Source organism: Blastopirellula marina, from assembly GCF_002967765.1.
Lineage (GTDB): Bacteria > Planctomycetota > Planctomycetia > Pirellulales > Pirellulaceae > Bremerella > Bremerella marina_A.
The window spans coordinates 351,871-378,488 of the sequence record NZ_PUHY01000015.1 but is presented as its reverse complement, the minus strand read 5'-3'; the positions used below and the strand labels follow the sequence as shown (position 1 = coordinate 378,488).

The 26,618-nt window shown below is 53.4% G+C and carries 25 protein-coding genes, 1 tRNA gene and 1 other RNA gene; 14 read left to right on the top strand and 13 right to left on the bottom strand.

From position 1 onward, the window contains the following. Positions 1 to 228 precede the first annotated feature (228 nt). From C5Y83_RS26070 to C5Y83_RS26060, 3 genes are all read left to right on the top strand, one after another. A complete protein-coding gene (locus C5Y83_RS26070; RefSeq protein WP_105332724.1) occupies positions 229 to 858 on the top strand; it encodes a toxin-antitoxin system HicB family antitoxin in 630 nt (209 codons plus the stop codon). A 373-nt stretch (positions 859 to 1,231) separates the two neighbouring features. Next, the gene (locus C5Y83_RS26065; protein WP_105332723.1) at positions 1,232 to 1,546 is read left to right on the top strand and encodes an ATP-dependent Clp protease adaptor ClpS; all 315 of its coding nucleotides are present in this window, start codon (positions 1,232 to 1,234) and stop codon (positions 1,544 to 1,546) included. 51 nt (positions 1,547 to 1,597) lie between these two features. Then, a complete protein-coding gene (locus C5Y83_RS26060) occupies positions 1,598 to 3,436 on the top strand; it encodes a sulfurtransferase (protein WP_105332722.1) in 1,839 nt (612 codons plus the stop codon). A 117-nt stretch (positions 3,437 to 3,553) separates the two neighbouring features. Here C5Y83_RS26060 and C5Y83_RS26055 read toward each other — a convergent pair whose 3' ends face one another. The 3 genes from C5Y83_RS26055 to C5Y83_RS26045 form a co-directional block, all read right to left on the bottom strand. Next, positions 3,554 to 5,884, bottom strand: a complete 2,331-nt coding sequence (locus tag C5Y83_RS26055; RefSeq protein ID WP_105332721.1) for an ABC transporter permease subunit/CPBP intramembrane protease — start codon at positions 5,882 to 5,884, stop codon at positions 3,554 to 3,556. Between the two features lie 27 nt (positions 5,885 to 5,911). After that, entirely contained in the window at positions 5,912 to 6,661 is a 750-nt protein-coding gene (locus tag C5Y83_RS26050) for an ABC transporter ATP-binding protein (protein ID WP_105332720.1), read from the bottom strand. A gap of 172 nt (positions 6,662 to 6,833) precedes the next feature. Continuing rightward, on the bottom strand, positions 6,834 to 7,325 hold the full coding sequence (locus C5Y83_RS26045) for an acetolactate synthase (RefSeq protein ID WP_105332719.1): 492 nt from the start codon (positions 7,323 to 7,325) through the stop codon (positions 6,834 to 6,836). Between the two features lie 139 nt (positions 7,326 to 7,464). Here C5Y83_RS26045 and C5Y83_RS26040 point away from each other — a divergent pair, with 139 nt between their 5' ends. Continuing rightward, on the top strand, positions 7,465 to 7,851 hold the full coding sequence (locus C5Y83_RS26040) for an acyl-CoA thioesterase (protein WP_105332718.1): 387 nt from the start codon (positions 7,465 to 7,467) through the stop codon (positions 7,849 to 7,851). Here C5Y83_RS26040 and C5Y83_RS26035 read toward each other — a convergent pair. After that, on the bottom strand, positions 7,837 to 8,466 hold the full coding sequence (locus C5Y83_RS26035) for a phosphopantothenoylcysteine decarboxylase (protein WP_105332717.1): 630 nt from the start codon (positions 8,464 to 8,466) through the stop codon (positions 7,837 to 7,839). The genes C5Y83_RS26040 and C5Y83_RS26035 overlap by 15 nt on opposite strands. 253 nt (positions 8,467 to 8,719) lie before the next feature. On the opposite strand from C5Y83_RS26035, the gene C5Y83_RS26030 reads away from it, so the two are divergent. Both C5Y83_RS26030 and C5Y83_RS26025 read left to right on the top strand, forming a co-directional pair. After that, positions 8,720 to 9,634: a hypothetical protein gene (locus C5Y83_RS26030; RefSeq protein ID WP_105332716.1), complete on the top strand. Its 915-nt coding sequence runs from the start codon at positions 8,720 to 8,722 to the stop codon at positions 9,632 to 9,634. A gap of 103 nt (positions 9,635 to 9,737) precedes the next feature. After that, complete coding sequence (locus C5Y83_RS26025) at positions 9,738 to 10,709, top strand: right-handed parallel beta-helix repeat-containing protein (protein WP_146117930.1); 972 nt, start codon at positions 9,738 to 9,740, stop codon at positions 10,707 to 10,709. Here C5Y83_RS26025 and C5Y83_RS26020 read toward each other — a convergent pair. Continuing rightward, complete coding sequence (locus C5Y83_RS26020; RefSeq protein ID WP_158262526.1) at positions 10,624 to 11,706, bottom strand: lysylphosphatidylglycerol synthase transmembrane domain-containing protein; 1,083 nt, start codon at positions 11,704 to 11,706, stop codon at positions 10,624 to 10,626. The two genes, C5Y83_RS26025 and C5Y83_RS26020, sit on opposite strands and share 86 nt — an antisense overlap. Positions 11,707 to 11,940: 234 nt before the next feature. Between C5Y83_RS26020 and C5Y83_RS26015 the strand changes: the two genes are divergently transcribed. After that, positions 11,941 to 12,013: transfer RNA gene (locus tag C5Y83_RS26015), tRNA-Ala, on the top strand. Between the two features lie 72 nt (positions 12,014 to 12,085). Here C5Y83_RS26015 and C5Y83_RS26010 read toward each other — a convergent pair. From C5Y83_RS26010 to C5Y83_RS25990, 5 genes are all read right to left on the bottom strand, one after another. Next, positions 12,086 to 13,762, bottom strand: a complete 1,677-nt coding sequence (locus tag C5Y83_RS26010) for a putative transporter (RefSeq protein WP_158262525.1) — start codon at positions 13,760 to 13,762, stop codon at positions 12,086 to 12,088. 617 nt (positions 13,763 to 14,379) lie between these two features. Then, the gene (locus C5Y83_RS26005; protein WP_105332712.1) at positions 14,380 to 15,576 is read right to left on the bottom strand and encodes a RimK family alpha-L-glutamate ligase; all 1,197 of its coding nucleotides are present in this window, start codon (positions 15,574 to 15,576) and stop codon (positions 14,380 to 14,382) included. Between the two features lie 123 nt (positions 15,577 to 15,699). Continuing rightward, a complete protein-coding gene (locus C5Y83_RS26000; protein ID WP_105332711.1) occupies positions 15,700 to 16,227 on the bottom strand; it encodes an ATP-dependent zinc protease in 528 nt (175 codons plus the stop codon). Positions 16,228 to 16,316: 89 nt separating this feature from the next. Then, the gene (locus C5Y83_RS25995; protein WP_158262524.1) at positions 16,317 to 17,813 is read right to left on the bottom strand and encodes a M48 family metallopeptidase; all 1,497 of its coding nucleotides are present in this window, start codon (positions 17,811 to 17,813) and stop codon (positions 16,317 to 16,319) included. Between the two features lie 243 nt (positions 17,814 to 18,056). Continuing rightward, complete coding sequence (locus C5Y83_RS25990) at positions 18,057 to 18,809, bottom strand: NIPSNAP family protein (RefSeq protein WP_105332709.1); 753 nt, start codon at positions 18,807 to 18,809, stop codon at positions 18,057 to 18,059. 195 nt (positions 18,810 to 19,004) lie between these two features. Here C5Y83_RS25990 and rnpB point away from each other — a divergent pair. Beyond that, positions 19,005 to 19,411: RNase P RNA component class A (rnpB, locus tag C5Y83_RS25985), an RNA gene on the top strand. Between the two features lie 31 nt (positions 19,412 to 19,442). Here rnpB and C5Y83_RS25980 read toward each other — a convergent pair. Then, positions 19,443 to 20,384 (bottom strand): TIGR01212 family radical SAM protein, encoded by a 942-nt coding sequence (locus tag C5Y83_RS25980; RefSeq protein WP_233207364.1) that lies wholly within the window; start codon positions 20,382 to 20,384, stop codon positions 19,443 to 19,445. Positions 20,385 to 20,500: 116 nt separating this feature from the next. Here C5Y83_RS25980 and C5Y83_RS25975 point away from each other — a divergent pair, with 116 nt between their 5' ends. The 3 genes from C5Y83_RS25975 to C5Y83_RS25965 all read left to right on the top strand — a co-directional run bounded on the left by C5Y83_RS25975 (position 20,501) and on the right by C5Y83_RS25965 (position 22,239). After that, positions 20,501 to 20,911, top strand: a complete 411-nt coding sequence (locus C5Y83_RS25975) for an FHA domain-containing protein (protein WP_105332708.1) — start codon at positions 20,501 to 20,503, stop codon at positions 20,909 to 20,911. Between the two features lie 161 nt (positions 20,912 to 21,072). Continuing rightward, complete coding sequence (locus C5Y83_RS25970; RefSeq protein ID WP_105332707.1) at positions 21,073 to 21,396, top strand: Dabb family protein; 324 nt, start codon at positions 21,073 to 21,075, stop codon at positions 21,394 to 21,396. Positions 21,397 to 21,411: 15 nt separating this feature from the next. Continuing rightward, entirely contained in the window at positions 21,412 to 22,239 is an 828-nt protein-coding gene (locus C5Y83_RS25965) for a DNA alkylation repair protein (RefSeq protein WP_105332706.1), read from the top strand. A gap of 68 nt (positions 22,240 to 22,307) precedes the next feature. On the opposite strand, the gene C5Y83_RS25960 is transcribed toward C5Y83_RS25965, so the two are convergent. Beyond that, positions 22,308 to 23,615 carry a leucine-rich repeat domain-containing protein gene (locus tag C5Y83_RS25960; RefSeq protein WP_105332705.1) on the bottom strand — a complete coding sequence of 436 codons (1,308 nt, stop codon included), beginning with the start codon at positions 23,613 to 23,615 and terminating at the stop codon, positions 22,308 to 22,310. A 162-nt stretch (positions 23,616 to 23,777) separates the two neighbouring features. Next, positions 23,778 to 24,149 carry a hypothetical protein gene (locus C5Y83_RS25955; protein ID WP_105332704.1) on the bottom strand — a complete coding sequence of 124 codons (372 nt, stop codon included), beginning with the start codon at positions 24,147 to 24,149 and terminating at the stop codon, positions 23,778 to 23,780. 232 nt (positions 24,150 to 24,381) lie between these two features. Here C5Y83_RS25955 and C5Y83_RS25950 point away from each other — a divergent pair, with 232 nt between their 5' ends. The 3 genes from C5Y83_RS25950 (at position 24,382) to C5Y83_RS25940 (ending at position 26,607) form a co-directional block, all read left to right on the top strand. Continuing rightward, entirely contained in the window at positions 24,382 to 24,999 is a 618-nt protein-coding gene (locus tag C5Y83_RS25950) for a hypothetical protein (protein WP_105332703.1), read from the top strand. Positions 25,000 to 25,142: 143 nt separating this feature from the next. Beyond that, the gene (locus C5Y83_RS25945; protein ID WP_105332702.1) at positions 25,143 to 26,033 is read left to right on the top strand and encodes an FAD binding domain-containing protein; all 891 of its coding nucleotides are present in this window, start codon (positions 25,143 to 25,145) and stop codon (positions 26,031 to 26,033) included. Between the two features lie 31 nt (positions 26,034 to 26,064). Beyond that, positions 26,065 to 26,607, top strand: coding sequence for a (2Fe-2S)-binding protein (locus C5Y83_RS25940; protein ID WP_105332701.1), 543 nt, complete (start codon positions 26,065 to 26,067; stop codon positions 26,605 to 26,607). Positions 26,608 to 26,618: the final 11 nt, after the last annotated feature.

The following is a 26,618-nucleotide window of genomic DNA, read 5'->3' as shown; positions in this document are numbered from 1 at the left end:
TTCGACACTGCCTAACAATTAGGCAGAGACCTTCGTGCCTAAAAAAGTTGCGTCACTGCAAGCGAATCGTGCAGGCACTGCTAGTAGCTCTAAGTGCTTGCATTGCAGTCACTTCTACGCTGCTCTTGACTCAAGTCACAGGATTCTGGCATACCGTTACACATCGCGTGGCCAAACAAGCCACGACGGTGACTTTGTCCTCAGTCGTTTCCAGGAAGGAGCCTCCCCATGTCGCAGTTCAACCAAGGCACTAACTCGTATCCGCAGACGCCTCAGCCAGCGGCGCGACCCGTTTTCCCAAGCACCACATTCCCACCGCAGCAAAGCGGACAACAGCCATATCACACTTCGCAGCCACAGCCGCAAGCTACCGAAGGCAGCTATGCTTCGGCTCGCCCGACTTTCACCGGTACGCCTCAGGCACCTGTTCAACCGGCCGCTCCGGCTGGTCCAGCGATGAACGTTGCTCCGACCGCCACCTTCGACGAGAAGAAGGCTGAAGTCGTCCGCATCGCTCGTGACTTTTTCCGTGGCGTGCCTGATTGGGTTACCTTCTTCCGTGAGATCATGGGCGTCGAAGGTGTTATCCATCGCTTGTTCCCACAACCGGAAGAGTTCACCAAGTTCGAGCAGTCGGACGAGTACGGCGAAATCCAGCTGATGATCGTCAAGCTGCGTGAACGCACCAACGTTCAGAACGAATCGAAAGAGCCAACCCGCGTGATTACCGTGCGTCTGCCAAAGAGCCTGCACGAGTCGTTGCGAGTTGAAGCCCACTCGCGTCGTACCAGCATGAACAAGCTTTGCATCTCGAAGCTGTTGCAGGTCATCGACGATTCGATGATCCCGAACGACTAAGGCTCCCCTGCCGCCGAAGGGTTGGTGCTTGCACTGCATGGCCTCGGCCCGGAAGCACGAGACAGACAACCAGCCGGCGATCACGGTACCCCACGACCGTCACTCGCTCTCGGCAACCCATAGCGCTTCCAACGCGTTTTTCGACCTTCGGGTAACCGGTGGAAAGAAAGACTGCGGACTTGAATTCGATTGCGGCTGAGGACGAAAAAGGGCCTGGCATATTCGCATTGCGATGTTGCCGGCCCTTTTTTTCATAACAATTCACGGAGACCCGCGAAAAAAATCCTTTGGCAGCGAACGACCCGCAAAGTAAAACGATATGTGGGGGAGATCGGAACACTTTCTTTGTTTCTTTCGTTTTGAACTTAACACCATGAGCACTGAAGAGCTAAGTCTTCAATCGAGACCAAAACGCCAACCTCCCTTCGGCGTAATTTTGCACAACGACGATTTAAATTCTTTTAATTACGTCATTGATTCCATCCGTAATGTGTTTCATTACGAGCTGGAAAAGTGCTACCACCTAACACTGGAAGCCCACGAAACTGGCCGCAGTATGTTGTGGTCGGGCACCCTTGAAGGGGCCGAGCTCAAGCAAGAGCTACTTCTCTCGTGCGGTCCCGATCCGATCATGCGTGACAAGGGCGGCCTTCCCTTACGAGTCACCCTGGAAGAAATACCACAATAAGCTTGTCTCCCCCTGTTTGCGAAAACTGGGTGACCTCGGATAATTCGTGGTATGAATACGACTACCGTTCTGCCTGATACTGGGCCCGTACTGAATATCTCTTCGTACCTCTTCGCGCCGCTGAGCGACCTGAAGCGGCTGCGCGATTCGCTCCGTCGGACCTGTCGGCGCCTTGACCTGCGCGGGACCATCCTTCTCAGCACGGAAGGGATCAACCTCTTCGTCGCCGGTCCCGATGAGAATGTCCAGAAACTTCTGGACAAATTGCGTCAGGTGCCGGGTCTGGAAAAGCTGGAAGCGAAAGAAAGCTTCACTAGCTACCAGCCATTTCGACGAATGCTTGTGAAAATCAAAAAAGAAATCATTGCGTTTGGCATCGACGGCATCGAGCCAGCCCAACGCACGGCTCCTAAGCTTCCGCCCGCACAACTCAAACAGTGGCTCGATGATGGGAAGCCACTGATGTTGTACGACGTTCGTAACGACTACGAAGTAAAGGTAGGAACTTTCGCAGGTGCCGTCCCAGCCGGCATCGATACTTTCCGCGATTTCCCGAAAGCGGTCTCCGGACTGCCGGACGATGCCAAGCAAACTCCCGTGGTGATGTTTTGCACTGGCGGAATTCGTTGCGAAAAAGCGGGACCTTTCATGCAGCAGGCGGGTTTCCAGGAAGTCTATCAGTTAGAAGGGGGCATTCTGAAATACTTTGAGCTGGTCGGTGGCGATCACTACCAAGGAGACTGCTTCGTCTTTGACCAACGTGTCGCCGTTGATCCTCAACTGCAGGAATCGGCGATCGCACAATGCTTTGCCTGCCAGGCTCCACTAACCCCGGAAGAACAAAAGTCACCACTTTACGTGCCCGGACAATCTTGCCCTCACTGCTTTAAGTCGACCCAGCAAGCAATGGCCGCGGTCGTTGCTCGCCGGCAAGAGAAACTCAAGAAGGTCACGACGCCACTTCCAGGCAGTATCCCTTATACCAACACGCGACGTCTCTACGTTTCGTCCGAGCAAAAGGGAAAGACACTTTTCGAGGTACTGGCCAAGAAAGTGCCGGCTGCCTCGCAAGGTTTCTGGGAACGAATGATGGCCCAGCGTCTGATGGTGGAGATCGTCGAACACCAAGACGAACGCCTGGTCGAATACCGCGCAGTAGATTCCAACGCTCCACTGACGCCTGGTCAACATTTCGAGCTTCGATATCCAGGCACTACTGAGCCGGACGTAAGCACCGACTTACAAATTCTGTACGAGGACACCGCACTGGTCGTGGTCAATAAGCCGGCTCCACTGCCGATGCATCCTTGTGGACGATTTAACAAGAATTCGCTGATCAGCTTCCTGGAACAGGTTTATCATCCTCAAAAGCTACGGATCGCCCATCGGTTGGATGCCAACACGACCGGTGTCGCAGTGCTTTCACGAACGAGCGCTGTCGCTCGCCAAGTTCAACCACAATTTGAACAAGGCCGCGTCGAGAAGCGATATCTGGCCCGCGTGTACGGTCATCCGACGGAAGATTCCTTCATTTGCGAAGAGCCGATCGGCACATCCCGCGTAACGGGCGGCGGTCGTCGCGTGGAAGAAGGTGGTCAGTCGGCTCGTACCGATTTCGTCGTTCGTGCTCGCCTCGAAGATGGTACTGCATTGCTTGAAGTCTCGCCGAAAACTGGCCGCACGAATCAGATCCGTTTGCACATATGGCATCTAGGCTTCCCGATCGTTGGTGATCCGATGTACCAACAAGGAGGCGTCATGCAAGAGAAGCAAACACTTGGCATCGACGAACCACCGATGTGCCTGCATGCCTGGGAAGTCACGTTCCGACATCCGCAAACCAATGAGATGGTCACCTTCCAGGCACCGGCCCCAGCTTGGGCGGAATAGAAAGAAACCGCGCTAGGCACATTTCCGCTAATGATGAATCGCAAGTAAGCAGCCGCGTCGCAAAAAACGCGGCTGCTTTTTTTAACAAGTTTTCTATTCACGGCTAAGCCGCTGGCGCTACCCCGCTGGGCTGGCGTCTTTCGATTTGCCGACTTGATTCTGAAATGTACCCTGATGATCGAGCGCGGCCTGACGTCGTTCCTCGGCCGAAAGCTCAGCCGGCATTCGCGCCAAGACGCCCACAATCAGGAACGCCCCGAGGGCACATAGGCCGACCAAGATTGGATGATACTCCGCCTCCCCTGGCGTATCGGTAACCGTGGCGACCAGAAACTTGAGCGGCCAAAAGTCCTTGATGGTGTCATTCACGATCATCCCCTGGGCAAACACCAGGCTGTTGTGGGTCGCGTGGAACAAAATCGCTGGCAAGATACTTCGCGTTTGTACGGCGACAAATCCAATCATCAAACCGAAGATGACAGCGGGAATCGATTGCTGCAACACGCCATGCAATAAACCGAAGAAGATCGCCGCGATGCTAATCGCCGCCCACTTGTGGCCGATGTGTCGCATGCCTGAAAGGATAAAACCACGACACGCGAACTCTTCGCAAATCGCCGGCAAGATCGCGAACATTGTGAAGATAGCCCAGATCGGCAAGTTCTCGACGCCACCCAACGTGTTCTGCAATTGCTCCTGCAGATCTTGCGACATCGGAATCGTGTTTTGGATAATTCCTCGCAGATAGAGTGCAAATGGGTGGAGACAAATCGCCAGCACCGGAGCCAACACGACTCCGAGCATCATTTGTCGATCAGGCATTCGCAGCAAGAATGTTCTCGCCATACTGCGGGTGAAGATCGCAGCTGCGACTAAGACTGGTAGCAAGATCAAACCGACTTGAATGATCAGCATGTACTTGATCAGTTCCGGTGTCCCTAACTTTCCGTCAGCTCCAGGAGACGGAAAGACATATTTACCCAGCATGTGAGGCAAGGCTAAAAGCACGATCCCCATCACAAACCCACCAGCCGCTGTCGGTGTCGCTTGACGATCACGCCAAACTTTGCGCAGCCAAGCTTGCAGACTGAAACGTTCGCTCTCACGGAACAAAACCGACTCGTTATTGAATTGATCGATCGCCCAGCGAATTGCTACCCAGATACAGAACGCGGTCACACCGAGCACAGGCAGCGTATACAGTGCCGCCGTTTGGTAGTCTCCTTCCATTAACGACTTCAGCAGGAAGGACATCCCGCTGACCGGAATCAACGAGGTACCAAACGTCAGTTCGGTATCTGGCAACACGGGCAAAACGACGAGAGGCAAGTTCAACATCAGCAGCGGAAGCAGGTAGTACTGCCCTTCCTTGCTGCTGCGTGCCATCGTTGCAATTGCTAGGGCCAACGCACTGAACAGTGCGGCCATCGGAATCAGCGCCAGGAAAAGCCAACCTAGCGACCAGATCGGTGGCGGTCCGAAGTTGATCCGACCGGCCATCGCCCCATCGCCAAATTGCCCCATGACAAAGCTCGCAGTAAAGCCCATACTCATGAGATTCAACACACTGGTTGCGATGCTGAATGTCATGATGGCTAACAGCTTTCCGGCCACAATCTCAGAACGAAGCGCCGGACTGGAGAGCAACGTCTCGAGCGTGCCCCGTTCTTTTTCGCCAGCACAGAGATCGATTGCCGGGTAAAACGCGCCGGTCAACGCCCAGATCACGACAATAAACGGAAAGATCTTCGCCCACATGTACGACGACTGATCAAGCGGCTTCTCCGACAGATCGAGCGTGCCAATCTTAAAGGGATCGGTAATGACTGTTGGGACGTGATTAGCCTCCAGGTTCTTCTGGATAACCCTCTCGCGCCACGCATGCAAGATTTGCTGCATACGAACATCGGCGAGTTTCGAGCGTTCCTCGGACGAGTTGCTGATCAACTGCGGCGAAGGAAACTCACTCGTGGTTTCCCCTTCCCCATTGGCCATCTCGTTCTGAAAACTTTCCAACCGTTCCTTGAAACCGGGTGGGAAATAGATGATCGCATCGAACCCGTCAGAGTTGAGCGTTTCCTTGGCCGTCTTGCTGACCACCTCAGAATCAATGGAAGCCTGGGTGGCTTCAATCTCAAACCGGCTTGTCACACCGGCATCTTTTAGTAGCTCTGGCGAGAATTCATAGTGTGTTTCAGGCTCGCTATTGCCTTCACTCTTCGCTTCAACCGGGACAAAAAGATCGGGTGTGTCGGGAAGCTCGGATAGGCCAATTACTTGTAAACGTGTCGGGTGCGTTTGGCGAAACTGCATGACTTGCAGCACCATCAAGCCCATCAACGGATACAACAGTACCGGCAAACCGATCACGGAAAATAGCGTGCGGCGATCACGCGCCTGGTCACGCAGTTCTCGTTTCAGGATCAGTTTGACGTTGTCCCAGTTCATTCCATTATCCCGCGGTGGAAGATCACCTTAGTTCTCGATTCCTTCCGGTTCGCCGATCAAGTGGAAGAACAACTCTTCCAAGTCAGGCTGATCGTACTGCGTGCGAAGCTCCTCGATGGTTCCCTCAGCCAAGATCTTTCCTCGGTTCATGATCGCGACCTTGTCGCACAACTTCTCCACTTCACGCATGATATGCGACGAGAAGATAATGCACTTCCCTTGGTCACGTAGTTCGGCAATCAATTGCACCAAGGCACGAGCGACGAAGACATCTAAGCCCAAGGTCGGTTCGTCGAAGATCAAAACAGGCGGGTCATGAATTAGAGCGCGAGCAATGGACACCTTTTGCTTCATTCCGGTCGACATCTTCGCGCCGAGGACGTCGCGAATCTCGCGCATGCCGAGTCGATGGAACAAATCCTCCATCCGCTCGCGCAGCTGATCTTTGGGCATGCCGTACAACTGGCCGAAGTACTCGACCATTTCCCAGGCGGTCATTCGGTCGTAGACTGCCGTGTTGGCAGACATAAACCCGATTTGATGCCGTACCATCGCCGGCTCGGTAGTTACATCGTAGCCGGCAATCTTAACCGTGCCTGACGTGGGCTCGAGCACCGTACTGAGAATCCGCAGCGCGGTCGTCTTGCCAGCGCCGTTGGGGCCCAACAAGCCAAAGATCTCGCCAGGCATCGCGAAAAAGCTAATTTGATCCACTGCCGTGAATTTGCCGAGTTGGAGATCGTCGTACGATTTGACGAGATCACGAACGTGAATCATGCGGCTGCCAGTGTCCAGTGGCGAGGGAAAGGGAACGGTCCATGACCATCCATCGTGCAATGAATTCTATATGACGACGACCCCACTTAGGCAATCGATTAGCGGAACCAAGCCGAGAAGATTGCCTTCCGTTCGGCGTAGCGCGATTTTAACGATTGTTCGCCACGCGCGGTTATTCGTCGAATTTCAGATCATCTTCGGTAAGCACGTGGAAGTTACGCGATAACAGAGTATCCATCGCAATGTCAGCGTTATCGACCATCAGTGCAACCGCAGCTCGGTTGTGCGGAGTATATAGCAGTGGATAAGCCTGAACGATATTAACCTCCGATTGCAGGAGGGCCGTGCATACCCGCAACAAGGGCTGTTTTTCGTTCGGTAGCTCCACGCCAATTAGGTCGGACTCGATCAAGGCGAGTCCAGCTCGCTCTAAGATCTCGCGTCCACCTTCGGGATCGCTTAGCAGGAAACGAACAAAACAACACTCGGTGGCGTCGTTGATAGAAAGGGCAACAATGCGGACGTTGCTTCCCTCGAACCTTCGTACAATTTCCAGCAGTTGTCCGACACGGTTCTCGAGAAAGACGGTGAACTGTCGGAGCGAGGGGTAATCGCGACCTCGCATCGTGCTGAAGTTGGTACCGGAGCCGGCTCCCGTACTCATGTCGCCCCAATCATGCTAAAACCAAATTGGTGGGTAATACTCGCAACTATAAAAAAGGCTTAGATTTCGGTCAATCATTGCCCCCACCGGTCGGGGCCGCGCAAACCGGCGACCAGAACGGAGAATTTAGAAGCGTCTTATGCTGACAGAACATACCATCGAAGTCCGTGTCCGCTATCAGGAAACGGACGCCCAGGGTCGTGTCCATCACGCGAACTATATCACCTATTTCGAGCTCGCCCGAACAGAAATGCTGCGAGCTGGCGGTTTCAACTATAAAAGAATGGAAGAAGAAGGACTTCTGCTCGTTGTCCGCGATGTCCAAGTTCGTTATCACTTGCCCGCGGAATTCGACGATCTGCTGCTCGTAACGGTTAAGACCGTCAAAGCGAAGGGGGCTCGAATCGAGCTAAGCTACGAGATTCGCCGCGAGGATGAGTTGGTCGTGGAAGGAAGTACACTGCTCGCTTGTATCACGCGCGAAGGCAAACCAACCCGCATTCCCGCCGTTTTACGCGTAGATTAGCTGATTTCCGACGATCTCCATAATTCGGGTGGCAACTTCCGGCTTGCTGCCCGACAAACTGGCAACGACCGTGCCATCTTTTGCCAAAACTTCAACCTGGTTGTCGTCGCTGTTCATCGCTTCGGGGCCGTTGAGCACCATCAAGTTGCAGCTCTTCTTTTCTAGTTTTACCAAAGCGCGGAAACGACGATCTTCCGTTTCTAAGGCAAAGCCAACGACCCAGCGGCTCCCCTTCTCTGCCCCCAAAGTAGCAACAATGTCGGGCGTTTCGATCAGCTCCAGAACCAAAGGCTGACCAGTCTTACTGATCTTTTGCCCCTGAACGAACTCAGGGCGATAGTCACACGGGGCAGCCACCCCGATCAGCCCATCACAGGTCGCGAATTGTTCTCGAGCAACTTCCAGCATCTCTTCCGTGGTTGTTACCCACTTGATCGTGGCTTCGCTGGGGTACGTTACCGTGACAGGCCCAGAGACAATTACCACTTCGTGGCCGGCCGCCAGCGCAGCTTCTGCCAAGCTACACCCCATTCGTCCACTCGACGCATTGGTGAGGTAACGAACCGGATCAATGTACTGGCGGGTCGGGCCCGAGGTAATAAGAACGCGTGCCATGATCTACTGCAGTGGGGTCTGAAGAAAGTGAGGTCGAATCTTAATCGTACTGAGAACGCCTGCGGACGCTACCAGGGCTATCACTTCCCACGCGACGAAGGAGCACGATCTCCAGCGGCGACGGAAACAGCGACACTATGGGTTTACCCGAATTCACCTTGACCCAAAATTCGCTTCTCCGTAACGTTGCCGCGCTTGTAATTACCGTACAAGAAGGCCGCGCATGCGCGCCCAGAGCACAAGGACATCAATCATGGCAAGGAAACTGGTAAGCGGTTTGATCGTATTGATCATGCTGGTCAATGCCAGCGCCCAACCTGCCATGTCCGCTGGGATACTTTCGTCAGCCGCGAACGAAACTCGCACCGACGATCCGCCGCCGACTCCGGATCCCCCAAAGCCAAAGAGCGAAAAGAAGCATCACCATAGTGATTGCGATGACTGCGACGACGACCTCGGTAACGCAGGTATCAAGCTGTTTGGCGGAATGCTGGCGTTGGGCGCTTTGGCGACCGCCAACGCGGCGATCCCGCAGCGTCGCTCCGTAATCTACACCCACGATAGCGGGCAGGAAGAAACGATTGTCCTTATCGGACACCCAGGCTATTTCTCCGACTACCCCTACCAATACGACTTCGGCTACATGCTGATGGGAGACGAGTGGTACGGCGTCGGCAAATACAAATCGGTCCGGGCCTCCGTCGAATACGCAAGCGATTTTTCTCGCCTTTCCCGAATCGGCACAAAGTTGTTGGTCGAAGGGAATCGTCGTTGGGGGCTCGATACGCAGTGGGACGAGTACTTCGAGAACGTTCCTGGCGGCGGGACCGATCAGCTAACGCTCGGAGATATCAACGTCACACTGCGTTATTACCAAGGATATCACGGCCAACTTCGATTTGGCTTAGGTGCCAATATCTTGGCCGATACTAACGGCTCGGAGGCGGGCATCAACTTTACCGGAAGCTACGACGCCTACATCGGCAAGCCTTGGATCTGGTCGACAGAACTCGACCTCGGAAAAGTGGGGTCCGCCGACTTGTTTCGATTTCGTTCGACTCTGGGTGTGCATTGGAAACGACTGGAAGCCTACTCAGGGTACCAGTACACCAACCTCGAGGGGGTCGAACTCAATGGATTTGTTTCGGGCCTACGCGTTTGGTTTTAGCCATTTAAATGGACAAACACCCTGGTAAAGCAGTCGCTAGCACGCCATGATGGTGGTGAAAACTGTGCCGACTTTGACGATTACATCAATTAAGTGGATTTCCATGCGACGTTTCGCCCTTGTCTTACTGCTGGTCTTCTCCGCATCGAATGCACGCGGCGGTGATATCTTTGTGAATAACGTCAGCGGCGACGATCGCAACACAGGCCGCACGAATTCGATATCTGAGGGATCTGGCGGCCCCATTTCGACAATCGCCAAAGCACTGCGAATCGCGCGCAAAGGTGATCGGATCATCTTGACCAACACCGGAGTTCCCTACAAGGAATCGATCTCGCTGCAAGGCGGCGACAATAGTGGCTTCGACTTCGCTCCCTTCATCATTCAAGGCAACGGAGCAGTCCTCGATGGAACGGCGCCAATCCAGATCGAAGATTGGAAATTCGTGCAAGGGGACGTTTACTGCTTCGCCCCAACCTACAAGCAATATCAACAACTCTACTTGGACGGTAAACCGGCTAAGCGGATCAAAGTCGAAAGCCGTAATCAGCTCGACAAGCTCGAGCCGATGACCTGGGACTTGGTCGACGGAATGATCTTCTTCTGCTCTGAAAAAGACGTCGATCCAGGCAATTACCGAATCACTTACACGGCTCATCGAACCGGTATCACACTGTACGAAGTCCGTAACGTGCAGATCGTCGATCTTACCGTACAAGGCTTCCAACTCGACGGCATCAACGCCCACAGCAATTGTTACAACACCGAGTTAGTTTCAATCACTTCGCGCGGCAACGGCCGCAGCGGCGTGTCGGTGGGTGGTGCCTCGAAAGTCACAATCAGTCGCTCGCTGCTGGGCGATAACGCCACGGTTCAGCTCCGTGGCGAAGGCTTTTCTAAGACGACCGTTTTGGACAGCACTTTGTTAGAGAACACGGCTCCGGCAACCTATCAGAAGGACGCTCGCATCGAGATCGATGGCGAACCAATCAGTGAGGCTCCAGCCGCACAGTCCGCTCAAATGATTCGTCGGATTCCTCGGCCAGGTGCTCCAGCGTCTCCTCTTCAGCGTTAACTTCTGCCATCGTTTGATCCACGGTAGCGCGATTGGTCCAGTAGAAGATCGCTCCGATAAATGCCAAGCCAATCGTCAGTACGCGAAAGCCTAACGCAACGGTAATCGCACTGGCTCGTGTCATCTCTTCCGCCGGCACACTTGTGTAAAGTTCGGTGAATGCCAACTCGAGCGTTCCCATCCCACCCGGCGAGATCGGAATCGCTGCGAAGACCATTGCCAGCGGCGTGATGATCATCATCTCGAACACGCTTGGGTGAACCCCAAACAATCCAGCCGCCAGGAAATAGGCCGCTAAGGAAAACAGCGAGTGCACACCCAGGCTCAACACGGCGATGATCGCCAAGTATCTGGGACGGCGACGGTACATTCCAATTGCCGAGAAAACTCGTTTGAAGATGCCGCCTAGCTTCGGGATCGATTCCAGGAACTCACGCAGCGACCCACGCGAAAATCCTGGCAGCACCGCGATCGTCAAACCAATCAGCCCAGCGAAAGACGCGCCATGGACGAAATAAACCATTGTCCGAATTGCAGGCGTGGCACTCTCTAAATCTAAACTCAACGCGGCAAGAGATGTCACGACAAACAGAGCGTAGAGCCCAATCAGTCGATCCATAAAAATCGTTGACACGGCTTCCGGCCTTTTCTCGGGATTTGCTTTGGCCAGCATGAAGCCTTTGAACAAATCGCCACCGACGCCGCCCAGGCCGACAAAGTTGAGCATGTATCCGAGGAAACCAAGTCGGAAAGCATCTTTTAAATTGAACGAGATTCCCACCGAAATGACCAACAGATACCAGCGCAAAAAGGTCAGCGAAAGGGCAGCCAACGCACATCCGAACGCGAACCCAACACTAGTCCAATGAGTCTTACCACTAAAGATCTGACGAACCGCATCCAGGTTTTCGGGATCGCTGCCGATCGTCCATAACAGGTAGGCAAGGATCGCTCCGGGTACCAAAAAACGTAGTAAAGTGAGAAGGTGTTTTTTCACGCAGATTGATTCCATACCACTCGGTTATCCGCCCAGAAAAGGGCACGTGTCCGCTAAGAAATCGGCGGAAAGCGTATCTCAAGTGTAACTTACGACGAAACTCTCGTTACCACTTATTGACAGGCGAAAACCAGATTGGTAACTTTAACCCTTCACCTGACGGCACTTATTGCCGATAAGGTAAAACGCATCGATCGTAACGCCGAACAGGAGCTCGATCGATGCCCCTAGCACGGGGGATTAGCTCAGCTGGGAGAGCGCTTGCATGGCATGCAAGAGGTCATCGGTTCGATCCCGTTATCCTCCACTCAATTCAAAAAGCCTGAGACGAAGTGGTCTCAGGCTTTTTTTTATGCGCATTACGCTAACCGGCTAATCGCTAACCAAAGAAGAGCACGGCCAGGATCTGCACGGTCATGATTCGCAAGACCATCGTCAGCGGGTAAACAGCCGCATAGGTCACCGCCGGCGACTCGGCCTGACAAATGTTGGTGGCAAAGGTCAACGCAGGTGGATCGGTCATACTGCCAGCGAACAAACCTGATATCGCGACGAAGTTCATCCGCAGGACCAGCCGCGAGAACAACCCTACCGTCACCAGCGGAATCAAGGTCACGAGCGCCCCAGCGAAGAGCCACTGTAAACCGATCGAGCTAAAGACAATCCCAAAGAACTTCGGTCCTGCCATCAAGCCGACACTCGCAAAGAACAATGCGATACCAAACTCGCGGATCGCCAAGTTGGCATTACGTGGCATGTGCCAGACCAGCGGTCCGATCTGCCCTAATCGACCAACCAGGATTGCGACGAGCAACGGGCCGCCGGCAAGCCCCAGCCGCAGCGGCTCAGGCAGGCCGGGAACGTTGATGGGCATCGTTCCCAGCGCAATCCCAGCCGCGATTCCTGCGAAAAAGGGAACGAAATGCGTCGCATTCAATGCGTTAACCGAATTGCCCAGCAAGTTACTCGCGCGCTTGAGATCTTCCTTCCGACCAACTAAACGCACGCCATCGCCAAATTTAAATCGCAACTCACGATCCGGCGTCAGTTCCAAGTCACCGCGAATGATACGCGTGACAACCACTCCGTGCTTTTGCTCAAGCCCTAATTGCTCGATCGTTTTGCCGAGTACTTCCGAATTGGTGACAATCACCTTGCGGTATTCCACTTTGCCCGGCATGGTCGCCAAGTCTTCGTTAATCGCATGTCCAACTACGCGTTGATACTGATCTAAATGTTCACGCGTTCCGACCGCCAGGATGGTGTCGCCCTGACTGAGAGTCGTGCTGCTTGTCGCGATTTCAATCTCGGAATGCTGCGATCGGCGAATACGAGAAACCGTCACCGGGCTTTCGATTCGACCAGGAACGGCTCCGATCGCAACGCCTTCCAGATTGGGGTTATCGATGATAAACGTTCGCCGAACGAGAGGATCAGATTTGTTCGCATTCGCACTCTCGAACTCTTTCGCTTCTGCTTCGGGATCGATCTTAAAGCTACTCTTCAAGACCAGCAATGTCCCGATAATCCCCACAACGGCAAACGGATACGCGACCGCGTAAGCCATCGCAGGCAGAACCATTTCCTCGGGCGGAACGTTTTCCATACCCGTTAGCGTTTGCTGAGCGGCACCCAGCGAAGGCGTATTGGTCGTCGCTCCGGAAAACAAACCCAGCACTGCCGCGTGATCCAACCCCATTAGCCAGCCAAGCCCAACGGCTACCGCCGCACCAAGCCCAACGATACTTGCCGCCAACAAATTTAGTTGCAGCCCCATTTTTCGCAACGAGGCAAAAAAGCCTGGGCCCAATTGAAGTCCGATACAAAAAACGAATAAGACAAGTCCCAACTCCTTCAGGAAGTCGAGCGTCTCGTGATCAATTGGTTTGCTGAAGTTGCCAACGATGATGCCAGCGAAGAGAACGCCTGAGGTCCCCAACCCAATTCCTTTGAAGCGAACACTTCCCAGGATCATTCCCAACATGCACACCAAAGAGATGACGGCAAACGCCTGGGCAGTTGGATTAGTCTCAGCGAGTTGAAGTAGCCAATTCATTTGACCGGTTCCCATCCACGAAACGAACTCATCAACGTAATGCGCACAGAATTGGCAGCGTCAAACGGACGCGATCTGTAGCTTGCATGACTGGGGAATAAATACGTTATCGACTATTGGGATGCGTGTTGTTTTACCTGACATTCGGTTTTCATTCCATCAGGTTCCCTCGCAAGCGTAGGTCGCTGTTTACGGCGTGGGTAGCCTGGCCTATTCGACTTCACTAATGGCCGATTCCGTCTCGCAATTCATAGACTTACGGGACGATACTTTCCACGTTCTTAGTTGCGAGTCACGACGGGCTACAGCGACTTTATCGAACATTTTTTCGACCAAATTTTAGCCGGACGCATGGCAGCGTGTGATGTTGGAATTCAACCGTATTTCTCACACTTCGAGCGTGAGCAGAATTCGGACTCGGTACTGGCAACACGGGCAACCGCAGCTGCGCGATTGTCAGGGTTGTTACCAACATCAGAACGCGTGCAAGAGTGCAACGCGTTTCAATTGAGAGCAAATTTGGCCGGGAACACTGCGAACAAGCAAGAGCTTGCGTATTGATTCAGGCAAGCTTTGAAGTAGCGGCGTTCTTCATAATTAGACGAAACGGGGAAGCGTCATTCCCCCTTAAAGGCCTTCTTCGACAACTTCTTAACCTTGGGTCGTCGCTGCTTGATGATCTTCTCAGGAATCAAACCTCGCATCGCGTCCAATTTTCCAAAGCACAACAAGCGATCGCCCGGCTCTAAAGTTCGCTTCAATCGCGGATTGGGAATGACGGAAGTGCCGCGATAGAGCGTTAGTACGTTAATATCGTGATCTGGCAGACCAGACGCATCGATCGTCTTTCCGCAATATTCCGAACCCTCTGGAATTCGCAACTCCGTCACGCCATAACCACGGCTTACAGTCAAACGCTGACGAATATCGATCTCTGGGAAATCGACCTGTGCGGCGATGTAATCAACGATGGCACCAGCAATGTCGAGCTTCGTGCAATGCTCGATGCCTTCCAACCCAGGTGAAGAATTCACCTCCATCACCTGAGGGCCGCTGGAACTCTCGAGCATATCAACGCCAGCCACACGTAGCCCCATGATCTGAGCCGCACGAACTGCCGTTTCGCGATATTGATCGTCGAGTTCGACAGGTTCCGTCGAGCCGCCGCGGTGAACGTTACTACGAAATTCGGTCCCCTGCGCAACACGGCGCATTGCGGCAACAACTTGGTCGCCTACCACGAAAGCTCGCACATCGCGTCCACGACTTTCCGCAACGAATTTCTGAACCAGCACATTTTGTCGCGTGCTGTGCAAGGTTTCGATGATCGCCTCAGCAATCTTCACCGAATCGGCCAAGATAACGCCGACCCCCTGCGTACCTTCAATTAACTTAATAACGACTGGGGCACCACCAACACGTTCAATCGCGGGCAGGATGTCTGCTCGATCCCGGACGAATGTGGTTTGAGGGATCCCGATGTGATGCCGACTAAGAATTTGAAGGCTACGGAGTTTGTCGCGTGAGTTTGTGATGCCAGACGAACTGTTCGCCGGAAACACATCCATTTGCTCGAACTGGCGTACCACTGCCGTGCCGAAATAAGTGATCGATGCACCGATCCGGGGCAGCACCGCGTCATAGGATGTGAGCTGTTTGGAACGGAAATAAAGGTCAGGCTCGCCCTGTTCCAGATCGATTGCGAACTTCAGCGTATTGAGCACCTTGACCTCGTGCCCTCGTTCCACGGCAGCTTCGCGCAACCGACGAGTGCTGTAGCAATTTCGGTTGCACGATAGAATCCCTAACTTCATAACGTCGCATATCCATCTGGACAGGTTTCTAAAAATGCCACCCGCAAGGTGGTAAGACGGGCGGAAGGGGCGTCACCTACCAGCGTCATGGTAGAGACATTTTGCCGAGAGGCAACCAGTTTACTAGGAGGCATCACGTTGAGGCTTCTCAGAATTTCGAGTTGCCGGTGTTCCGTTGGTCCCCTTTTTTCCTTTGAGGCGTTTGGGGACACCGGAAAGATACGAAGCCCCGGAGTCGACCAGCAAGCGGCCACGTATCGCCTCGCGACCTAACAACATCCGAAACCCCATCGCGTCGCGATTGGCGAGCGTGACCTCGATCTCCCACTTTTCGCCGAGCAAATCGACGATTGTGAGGATCACCGGTCGCTTCGTCACGTGACCGTTGGAACTTCGTACTTTGCGAAATTCCAGGACCTTGGCCTGGGTACTGACCGGGGCAGCCGAGCTTCGCTGACGAGGGTGGACTTTGAAACGGACCCATTGCTCACCGTCTCGCTCTTCGTACTTCAAGTCATACGCATGAATAGAAGAGGAGCGAGCACCGGTATCGATTTTGGCTTTGACTTTCGCAATGCCGAGATCGGGGAGTTGGACCCACTCTCGCCAGCCAATGATCGGTAATCTGACCGGTTGTGCTTTCGACGGCATGCCTATCCCGTTAACCGTGGCCTAGTCGACAAAACAAAAGAGCCGCAATGTGCGACTCTGGCTAACAAGATTGTAGGCAACGTGCCCTACTAGTAGTAGTCCGGTTCGTTCCATGGGCGAACGGTTCCGACGCCGATTCGATAACGCATGAGAACAGTTTGCGTATCTTGCAAAGATTGTCGCTTCACCGTTCGGCGAAGGAGTTGGCAGTAGAGGTCCCAGGTGACATTTTTGGCCATCGTCTCAAAGTCGGCGAACAGATTTCTCGCATCATCTTCGATAGTGAAAATACCAGGCGCATTCTCACGTTTCGCATTTTGCGAGCGCGAGGCTTCACTTGGATGCGAATCAAACAGGCCGCTTTTTCCTGACTTGCTCTCGCGTTGAACTTGTTCCATGATCGCATCCGACATACTCGCGATGTGATGCCGAACCAAGAGAGCTACATCGTCGATCATGATGTCACGATCGACCAGTTGAGATATTTGCGACTGGGCATGCAGCCAAGCGTAACCCGCCAACTGAATACGCCAGCTCGTGCGAACGAACTCGTCACTTCCGGCCACACGGGCTTCGTATCGGTCGGCATCGTATTCCATCTCACGAAGCAAAAAACCGCCGACGAGAAGGCCGATATTCATCAACAACCGCAGCAACTGCCGCGATAGCCAGACGCACGAGCGTGCTGGCCATGTCACGACCGCCAACGGGAGAAATTCCGGGCCGCAGACCATTTCCAAGGCTTTGTCCCATTCGTCTCGCTCGAAAACAACGCGAGCAAACCAATCGCTGATCGAGCGAATAACGAACGTAAGCCGCATGCCAGTTCCCTGGCTAAAATGGCCAAATTCGTGGGCCAGCACACCGGCAAATTGACGCATTGTGAGCGAAGCAACCAAGGGAACCCCAATGGTCAACACCAGGTCGTTCCCTTTCCAAATACTTCGCAGCCCCGATCGAAAACTGGCCGAAGCATTCACGTCGTAACTGACATCGATTCGCGTTGGAAAAGGAGCCCCTACCACGTCGCACACGCGCGAAACGAAGGCGAACATCATAGGATCGCTTTGCGGTGTGATCGAACGGGTCCGAATCACATTCACCGGGCGGGCGAAAATCGGCTTCAGAAGAAAGAAGACAACGACGCTTCCAACCACGCCGATGGCTCCACCAACAAATAACCGCGCCACAGCCATATTCGCGCCAGGCAACAGCGCATATTGCCCTGCCGAAAAGTACCAGGAGATCGCGTAGCAAATACTTCCAACGAAGGTGAAATAGACCAGCGGCAAGGCAATCATCACCATCGCAACGACCGCAACGCCCAGTTTGTAAGCCCAAGTTGGCTCGGTCTTTTTAACGGGGGGACCAAACGCTTTGAGAATTCGCAACCCATCCGAGGGGAATTCTGGAGCCGAGATCGGCAGCCGCCGCTCGAAGTGCTCCTCTTTTTGCGAGGGAGCCGGGAAAGGTCGCTGCGGCGGCGCTTTCCACTGTTCGGAAGCGGAACCATCCGGAAGCCGGTCGTTCCAATGGAGCGTCGAATTCGGCTTATCGGAATGCAGCCCCCCCGAGGGAGCCGGCACGACCAATTCCGTTTGGCATCGTGGACACCTTCGTCGCAGACCCGCTGCCTTAGCTGAGATTTTCAGCTTTTGCTGGCAACTATGGCAACGAAATTCGATTTTCATTCCACGGCTAACCTACTTCCGCTTGCTTCAGGCGCGACTGGGCAAAGCGGTGGACCGACACGACGAACAATTGATGAGTTAGCTAATCCAGACCCATCTTCTGGCAGAAGCAATCCGCAGCAAACTTACCTCACCAAATTACTTGAGTGGCGAATAATCGACCGGTCGCAAGATCTGGCGATCGACTTTAATCACAATCTTGCCGTCCTTCGTCGAGTTCTCCCACAATTGTTGCCATTCCTTATCGCTTCGGAAACCTTCCCAAGATTTCTTCATGGCATCCTCGTCCTTATGAGCCACCACATAAATTAGCGTATTCGGCGTGCCTTGAGGGGTAAAATAAGCGACATTTGTCATGCCTTGCTTCTCGAACAGCTTCAATTCGCCGTCTCGGAAACGCTTCAATAGAGCGGGCAAACGCCCTTCTGCAGTGGTATAAGTACGCAACTCGAACAATCGTGGTTCGTCAGCTGACTCAAAGTTCTGAGGGGAAAAATCGGTAGGTTCCATATAAACGGCGTCAGGCCGTTTCGACAAAATCTTCCCGTCCTTCTCCGACTCCGCAGCGACTTTCTTCCATTCCGCGTCCTCTCGGAAGCCATTCCAGCTTTCTTTGGCGGCATCATTGCTTGCGTGCGAAATGATATAGACCAATGTGTTGTCTTCCCCTTCCCCCACTGGGGTCCAGTACACATGATTCTCGATGCCATGCCGCTCGAAGATTCGCATTGTGTTGTCGCGGAAGCGGGCATGAAGATTGTCGAGCTTACCTTCGTTCGTGGTGTAGGTGCGAAGCTCGTAAACACGTTCTTCGGCCGAACTGCTCAAGACAAAACAGGTGGACATCAAAAGGCAGGCGGCGACCCGGAGGAGAGGGAAGAGAGTGCGCATCGTGCAACGTATCCCGAGAAGTTGAGGATGGATAAGGAGGGTTAACGACTTCTATTCTAATGAGTTCAGAACTTCTTTTCGCGAGTATTTTATGCTAGGGAACGAACTTTTTCCCACGATGCACGTTCCTAGCCCTAACAAGAGTGCTTCTGGAAGTGGTCACCAAGCACAATCTAACCTATGCTAACACTTGCCCAAGTGGATCAGATAGCCGCCGGTTGCCTTCTTTTTTAGATGGCAACGGGAGGAAAGTCCGGGCTCCCCAGGACAGGGTGGTCGATAACGTCGACCGGTCGCGAGATTAGGGAAAGTGCCGCAGAAAACAAACCGCCTAAGTCTCCTTCGGGAGAACGGTAAGGGTGAAAAGGTGCGGTAAGAGCGCACCAGCGGTCGAGGCGACTCGACTGGCTTGGTAAACCCCACCCGGAGCAAGGCAAACAGGCGGAAGAGCGACCTGACAACAAGTCGCTCACGGGCTCGTCCGGCCCGTCATTTACCGTCGGGTACGCTGCTTGAGGCGTCGAGCAATCGCCGCCCTAGAGGAATGGCTATCACCGCAATTCATTGCGGGACAGAACCCGGCTTACCGATCCACTTGGGTTTTTTCGCGCGCCAAGCGGTCTTCCTAGTTGCTTAAGCAAACTTGCCCTGCCATGTATCGCGGCGGACCAGTTCATCGTCAATCGCACGGAGAACCGCCGACTTATCGAGACACCAACTTGGCCCAACGAAGAACTGAGGTGGGGCATCTCCGATTGTTCGCTCCACCAGCACGTTCTCGGGAATACGCTCCAGGAAGTCGACCAACGTCGAAATGTACTCCTGACGCTCCATCAACGCGACTTCGCCGGAAGCGACCTGATCGGCTAGTTTCGTGTTCTTCACGCAATACAAGTTGTGGATCTTCACCGAATCGATGTCCAAACGGGCCACTTCGGCGGCAGTGGCCATCATCTCGTCATGCGTTTCTCCGGGTAAACCGAGGATCACATGTAGGCAGATCTCAAAGCCGCGACCTCGGCTCCGTTCGATGCCATCGATCGTCGCGTCATGATGATGACCTCGATTCATCCAATCGAGTGACTTGTTGTGGATCGTTTGCATGCCGTACTCAACCGACATGAACGTCCTACCGGCAAACTCTTCCAAGAGGTCCATCACGTCCTCGGCCACACAGTCGGGACGCGTTCCAATACTGAGACCAACCACCTTTTCGTGGTCAATCGCTTGTTCATAGAGAGGTCGCAAACGGTCGACCGAAGCGTAGGTATTAGTCGCCGGTTGGAAATACGCGATGAACTTGTCGACCTTATAGCGGCGTTTCAGCCGTGTCATGCCGTTGGCAAGCTGGTCGGTGATATCCCGGATTGGCTCGCGGCGACTGGGGCTGAAGCTGCGATTGTCACAGAATGTACACCCCCCTTTGGCGACCGTCCCGTCGACGTTTGGGCAAGTGAACTTTGCGTCGAGGCTGACCTTCTGGATTCGTTCACCGAATCGCTGCCGAAGATACCAACTATACGCATAATAACGGAGCCCGGCCTCGCGCCAGGTCGATTTCGCAGCCGAAGACAAATCAATCTCTACTGATGAACGTTGACTCGGGATTAGGAATTGATAGAGTGAAGATTGCCGTATTCTTATCGATTTACGACTTATCTTCCAGGCACTAGCGGAACGAGGCACTTGTAATGAGTCAGAAATTTGGGGAGCTTGTCCCCGTCGGTGGGGGCGATCCAATCCCACTTTTGAAGAAAACACTCCTAGTCGGTCGTCGTGAAACCTGCGACGTCGTCCTTCGATTTGCCAACGTCTCGAGTAATCACTGTCAGCTGTACGTAAAGCAGGGTTACTGGTTCGTCGAAGATCAAAACAGCCGCAACGGCACGAAGGTGAACGGCAAACGGGTACGAGAGACCGATAAGCGAATCGATCCAGGTACCGTGATCGCGATTGCCAAGCATGAGTATGAGTTGCATTACGATCCGCTTGAACTAGGCGCCACCGGACCACCTCCCGCCGAAAACAACGTGGCCGAAGAAATCCTGGGCAAGTCCTTGTTAGAGCGTGCCGGAATCGGTAGTGCCCGACGTAAGTCCTAGGAACTTGCGATTAGATTCGATCGAAAAGGACATTGAATGCCATGATCAACACGTCATGGCATTTTTCATGCGCCTGCGTTGTGAGCCACGTGCTCGACCGCTACATTGCATTGCTCTACGTTATCCTCCCCCTCATTCACATAGAAGACAAATTGCCTGCTATGGAAAAACTGACCCAAATCGCTCACAACGTTTTCTTCACTTTGAAGGATAAGTCTCCTGAAGCTCAGCAGAAGCTCGTCGAAGCCTGCCAGAAATACTTGTCCGGCCATCCTGGCTGTGTCTTCTTCGCCGCCGGAGTGCTGACCGAAGAATTGAATCGCCCCGTCAATGATCGGGACTTTCAGGTTGCCCTGCACGTTGTCTTCGATTCGCTCGAATCTCAAAACGCCTACCAGGTCGCCGAACGCCACGTACAGTTCATCGAAGAGAACAAAGAGAACTGGGAAACGGTTCGTGTATTCGATTCGACCGTCGGCAGCTAAAACCAGGGCGTTGATGTGGCAGACTTAGAAACACTGCGTGCCCGTAAAGGTGCCGTTCGACGGAGCGAAGTTCCGTCGAACGTTGTCACCGCGCTTAATCGAGGGGAACTGGAATCGGTCAACCTCGTCGAGTTTCTGGTCATCGACCACGTCAAACTTTTCAAAGCTGTCCGTCCTGCATTATCGCTTGCCGACGCGGACGCCAAAAAAATCGCCTTGGCCATCAAACGGCTCTCCTCGGAAGGAGTTATGCAGCGATTGGTCGCGACCGGTGCCGCTTTCCACGAAACGCTTGAGGACAGCGAATCGCGAGAAAAGGTCTATCAAGAGTTGACCGAGCATCCCAGCGATGTCGTACGAAACTGGGCGGCCTACATGGATGCCGCAGATGCGAACCTGACCTTCAGTAAACGTTTGCAGCGGGCTCGCAAGTTCGCCACGGATAGCAACATGGGCGTCCGGGAGATCGCTTGGATGTGCGTTCGCTTTCCGGCTGCCGATGCGATTGTCAACGACATTGAACGGCTCTATTCGTTCGCAAAGCACAAGAATTACCTCGCTCGTCGGTTTGCAATCGAGGTCTCACGTCCGTGCGGCGTTTGGTGCAAACACATTCCCGCTCTAAAACAACGCCCCGAGATCGCTGAAGAACTCCTCTCGCATTGTCGTGAAGACTCTGAGAAGTACGTTCAAGACTCGGTCGCCAACTGGCTGAACGATGCCAGCAAGACACGACCGGACTTTGTGCAAGACCTGTGTGACCGTTGGCGATCGGAGAATGACTCGCCCCATACAAAGCGAATCACGCACCGAGCCCTACGGACGCTTCGCAAGAAAGCTTAGCGCAAAAGAAATCCTCCGTGAGCCAAACTCACGGAGGATTTTGTGACTGGTTCTTCCCGACGCGAATATTAGTATTCGACGTCCAGACCGGGAATCTCTTTCTTCAACTTCTCGACACCATCTTCGTAGATCTGCGTGAAGTTAAGTGTCAGCTTTTTCAGATTCTTTAGCGTCAATAGAACGGGAACCGACTCTTCGGTGATCGAGCTGTTTTCCTTGAGTGCCAAGGTGGTCAACGATGTCATGCCTTCAAGATGTTTGATACCTGCATCGCTCAGTCCGCAGTTTTGCAGATTGAGTTCCTTCAAGTTCGTCAGATTCTTCACGGGCTCCAAACCGGCATCGGTGATGAAGGTATTCCAGAGATTGAGCGATTCGAGAGTCCCGAATTCGGTGACAACCGCAACACCCTCGTCACCAAACGGTGTTTCGCTGACGTCGAGGTCTTTCAGCTTCTTCATCCCCTTCAGTTGATCCATCGTCATCCCACGCACGGGAGACTGACGCAGTTTTAGGTCGACCATTTCGGTCATGCCTTTGAGATACTGCATGCCGTCGTCCGTCACCTTGGTGCGGAACAAATGAAGTTTCTTCATCTTGGTACAACCAGACAGGTAGGAAAGCCCTTCATTCGAGCAAGCGACTTCGTTCAGCTCCAGCGTTTCCAGATTCTTCAGACCCTCTAGATGCTTGATACCGGCATCGGTGATTCGCTTATCGCGGAGGTTTAAGAACTTGAGCTTCGACAGGCCAGCCAGATTGGCCAAGCCTTCGTCACCAATGAACGAGCCTTCCGTACGCAGGACTTCCAAGTTCTTCATATCTTTGACGTACTGCATACCTTCGTCATTGACGTTGCAGTAACGGAAGTCAAGGTAGCGAACCTTCGGGAACTTCGAGATGATCTCGATCGCCTTGTCCGAGATGTTGGTCCGACGAAGCCCGAATGCCGATAGGTCCTTCGAGTTCGTTAGGTTGGCAACACCTGCATCCGTGATCACGCCGTTGGTGAACGTCACATCACGCAACTGGGTCAAGTCCTTCATGTAGGTTGTGACCTGATCGGTAATTTCTGCTCCGTAGAACTTCGCGACTTGCAGGTGAGCGAGCTTCGAGATGGGCTCGAAAACTTTGTCATCTTCGATCACGATCGTCGTGAAGTCTGCGTGCGTCACGTTGCCTTCGCTATCTTTGGTGAGCTTGGCACCCAGCTTTTCAAGAGCGGCGACCGCTTCCGGATCGTCCGCAGGTAAGCCCGGTGTTTGCGAACCAGAGCCGCCATCTTTTAACGTAGGCTGCGAAGGAGTATTGCTGGGACAGCCGACACAAAGGGGCAAAGCAACGAGTATTAAGCCGAGAATCCAGACGCGGTTCATGGATGGCGATTCCTTAAGGGGGAGATTGCCCACAATAATGGGCGGCACACAAACCTTTTAGGCTACCGGACGACGCTCAAATTGGCAACCAACACAAAAAGGCTCCCCGCCAAGAAGGCCGGGAGCCTTTTTCAAATTCTCAAACAATTTGTAATCGTTTGCTTATTTATGTTCGTCGTGGCAAGCCTTGCAATTGGCTGCCTTTTTTAGCTTTTCCGCAGCGCCTTCCTTCTTTTCGACGGTCGCTTTAGCAGCGGCGAGTAGGGCGGAAGTCTTTTCCTTCCAGCTCTCTTCGCTTCCTTTGTGCGGTTCGTTCTTACCGAGCGATTCGACCATCTCTAGGAAGAGCTTCGATTCTTTCTCGTCTGCTTCACCCTTGACGACCTTACCGAGGAGAGCATCTTTCCCCTTGAAGGCTTTCTTCATAATATCTTCGGTGCTGTACTTCGAGTCTTCCCCTTTATCTGCCATGACAACACCGCATAGCAAAGCAACGGAAAGCAGCCCGGTCGCAACGAGCAGAGACTTCTTCATAACCAATTTCTCTCCAACAATAGGCAGGAAAACAGGCAATCTGCGGAATCGTCAGATTCCGCGCATTGGTGTCTATCGTAGTCGTCCGCTAACTAGATTTCGCTCCCCCCTCAATAAAAATTCACTAGTAAACTATTGAGACTTTCTCTCAACATTTGTTCCGCTGCACACAACCGGCAATTGTGGCATAGGCTTTAGAAAAGTCTGGCGATTGCGTGGGAGTGATGTGGAAATGAGCTTGTATGAATATTGGTGCGAGCAATACGATCCGAAACCGATCGGAAGTGTCGATCTCAATACCGAACATATCGCTCAAACGAGCCCTGGCGTGGTCTGCTTTAAGTTGTTTGCCGCAACGATGATGACCGCCGGTCTCTTCTGGGTGCCATTCCATTTTCTTCCCTTGTATGGCTGGCAAAGTGTGGCGGTCTCGTCCGGGATTGTCATGCTTTACGTAGGGATTGCCTTCTTCTTTATCCCCAGCCCCGATACGGACAACCTCGGCTGGATGGGTGGTCTCATTAACGATCCATTTCATTACTCCGATAACTGGAATCGCACACTACTTTTCTGGCATGGCTTGCTGGGTCCGGGACGTTTTATTGCAGGTTCGATTTTGGATACCGCCGCGTTTCTGGGAATCGCCAAGAGCGATCCCGTCCCCTGTTCGGAAGAATATTTTGCCGAGCGTTATCAACCACCCGAAGGTGTCTCGACCGCGAATGCGACCTATGCGGAACTTCCAGCAGAGGCATCACCAGGAAGTGATCCAAGACTCACGCGGGAAGAAGAAAATCAAAAACGCTATGGGCTTGCGTCCGCTCGTTTTCTGATCAATGACGACGAATAGACTTCCGCCTAGTTCTTCCGCGACTGGCTTTGCTTGACACTGCCCTGCCAACTCTTGATATTGAGGACATCGCAGCATCTCCTCTGGCGTTTAATTTCACGCGCCGTCCAGCTAATGCCCCAAGTTCATGAAACGGAGTTCGCGTGCAATCGTTCACGTACCATGCGCCCCGCTCGGTCCCGGAAGCGACCCAATTGTTAGCCTCTGGCGACGGCAACGCAGTCTTCCTCGCCGGCGGAACCGATATACTCGTTCAACTTCGCGAAAATCTGCGGCATGCCAGCCAAGTCATCGATGTAAAGCACATCAGCGAATTGAACGAGCTGAGCATGGATGGCGCCAATGGATTAGTTCTTGGTGCGGCAGTCACCTGCAATCAGTTTCTTAACAGTCCCGCGACCGAATCTTACACGGCCCTCCGTGATGCGACTCAGATTATCGGCGGTTGGCAAATCCAATCCCGAGCAACCATTGGTGGCAACCTTTGCAATAGTTCGCCTGCGGCTGACTCCGTTCCGGCGCTGTTGGCACTGGGGGCAACGGTAAAGTTTGCCACTTCGGACGGTGTGCAAGAATTGCCTGTGAGTCAGTTTTGTACCGGTCCTGGTAAAAACGTGATGCATGGCAAAGGACTCTTGATCGCCATCTACATTCCGCCGGCTGGTAACCAATCAGGCTCAGCGTATCAGCGTTTCATTCCGCGGTACGAAATGGACATCGCTGTCGCCAATGCGGCATCGTACGTCGAACTAGGTAAGGATGGGACGGTCGCGGAAGCACGAATCGCTTTAGGTGCCGTGGGTCCGACAGCAATATTAGCCGACGAAGCCTCCGCCATGCTCATGAGTAAATTGCCGAACGAGGAGGCGATCGAAGCCGCAGCCAGAAAAGCTGCGACTTATGCTCATCCGATTGACGACATGCGAGGCACGATCGAATTCCGTCAGCAATTAGCCTACGTGATGGTGAAACGCACGCTGCAAACTGCCTTGCGTCGCGCGGCTGGCGAAGTGATCGTCGCCCATCCCCATTAAGAATTTGCAGCCAAGCTCGAAAGTTCTCCGCATGCCAGGCAAGCCCCCAGCGAAAACAGCTATTTCGACCACCATCAACGGTCAGTCATATGACTTTCTATGTGAACCGCGCCAAAGTCTACTGGAAGTGTTGCGTGACGTTCTGCAGTTAACTGGTGCCAAAGAAGGCTGCAATAACGGGAACTGCGGAGCGTGTACGGTGCTGCTCGATGGCGAGCCAGTAAATAGCTGCATCGTTCTCGCGGTCGAAATAGCCGATCGCGAGTTGACAACCATCGAAGGCATCGCCCAGCAAGGACACTTGCATCCGATTCAGCAATGTTTCCTCGAAGGAGCCGCGTTGCAATGCGGAATTTGTACGCCTGGTTTTATCGTGGCGGCGAAAGCGTTGCTTGATAAAAAGCCGAACCCGAGCGAAGAAGAAATTCGCTTCGCTTTGGCGGGTAACTTATGCCGCTGCACAGGCTACGACAAAATCGTTCGTGCCGTTCAAGCGGCCGCCAAGAGAATTCAAGCCGATGGGACAGTTGTGGCAACACCATCGCCCCAGCAACAAGCACAGCAGCAGCAATAGGAATCATGAAG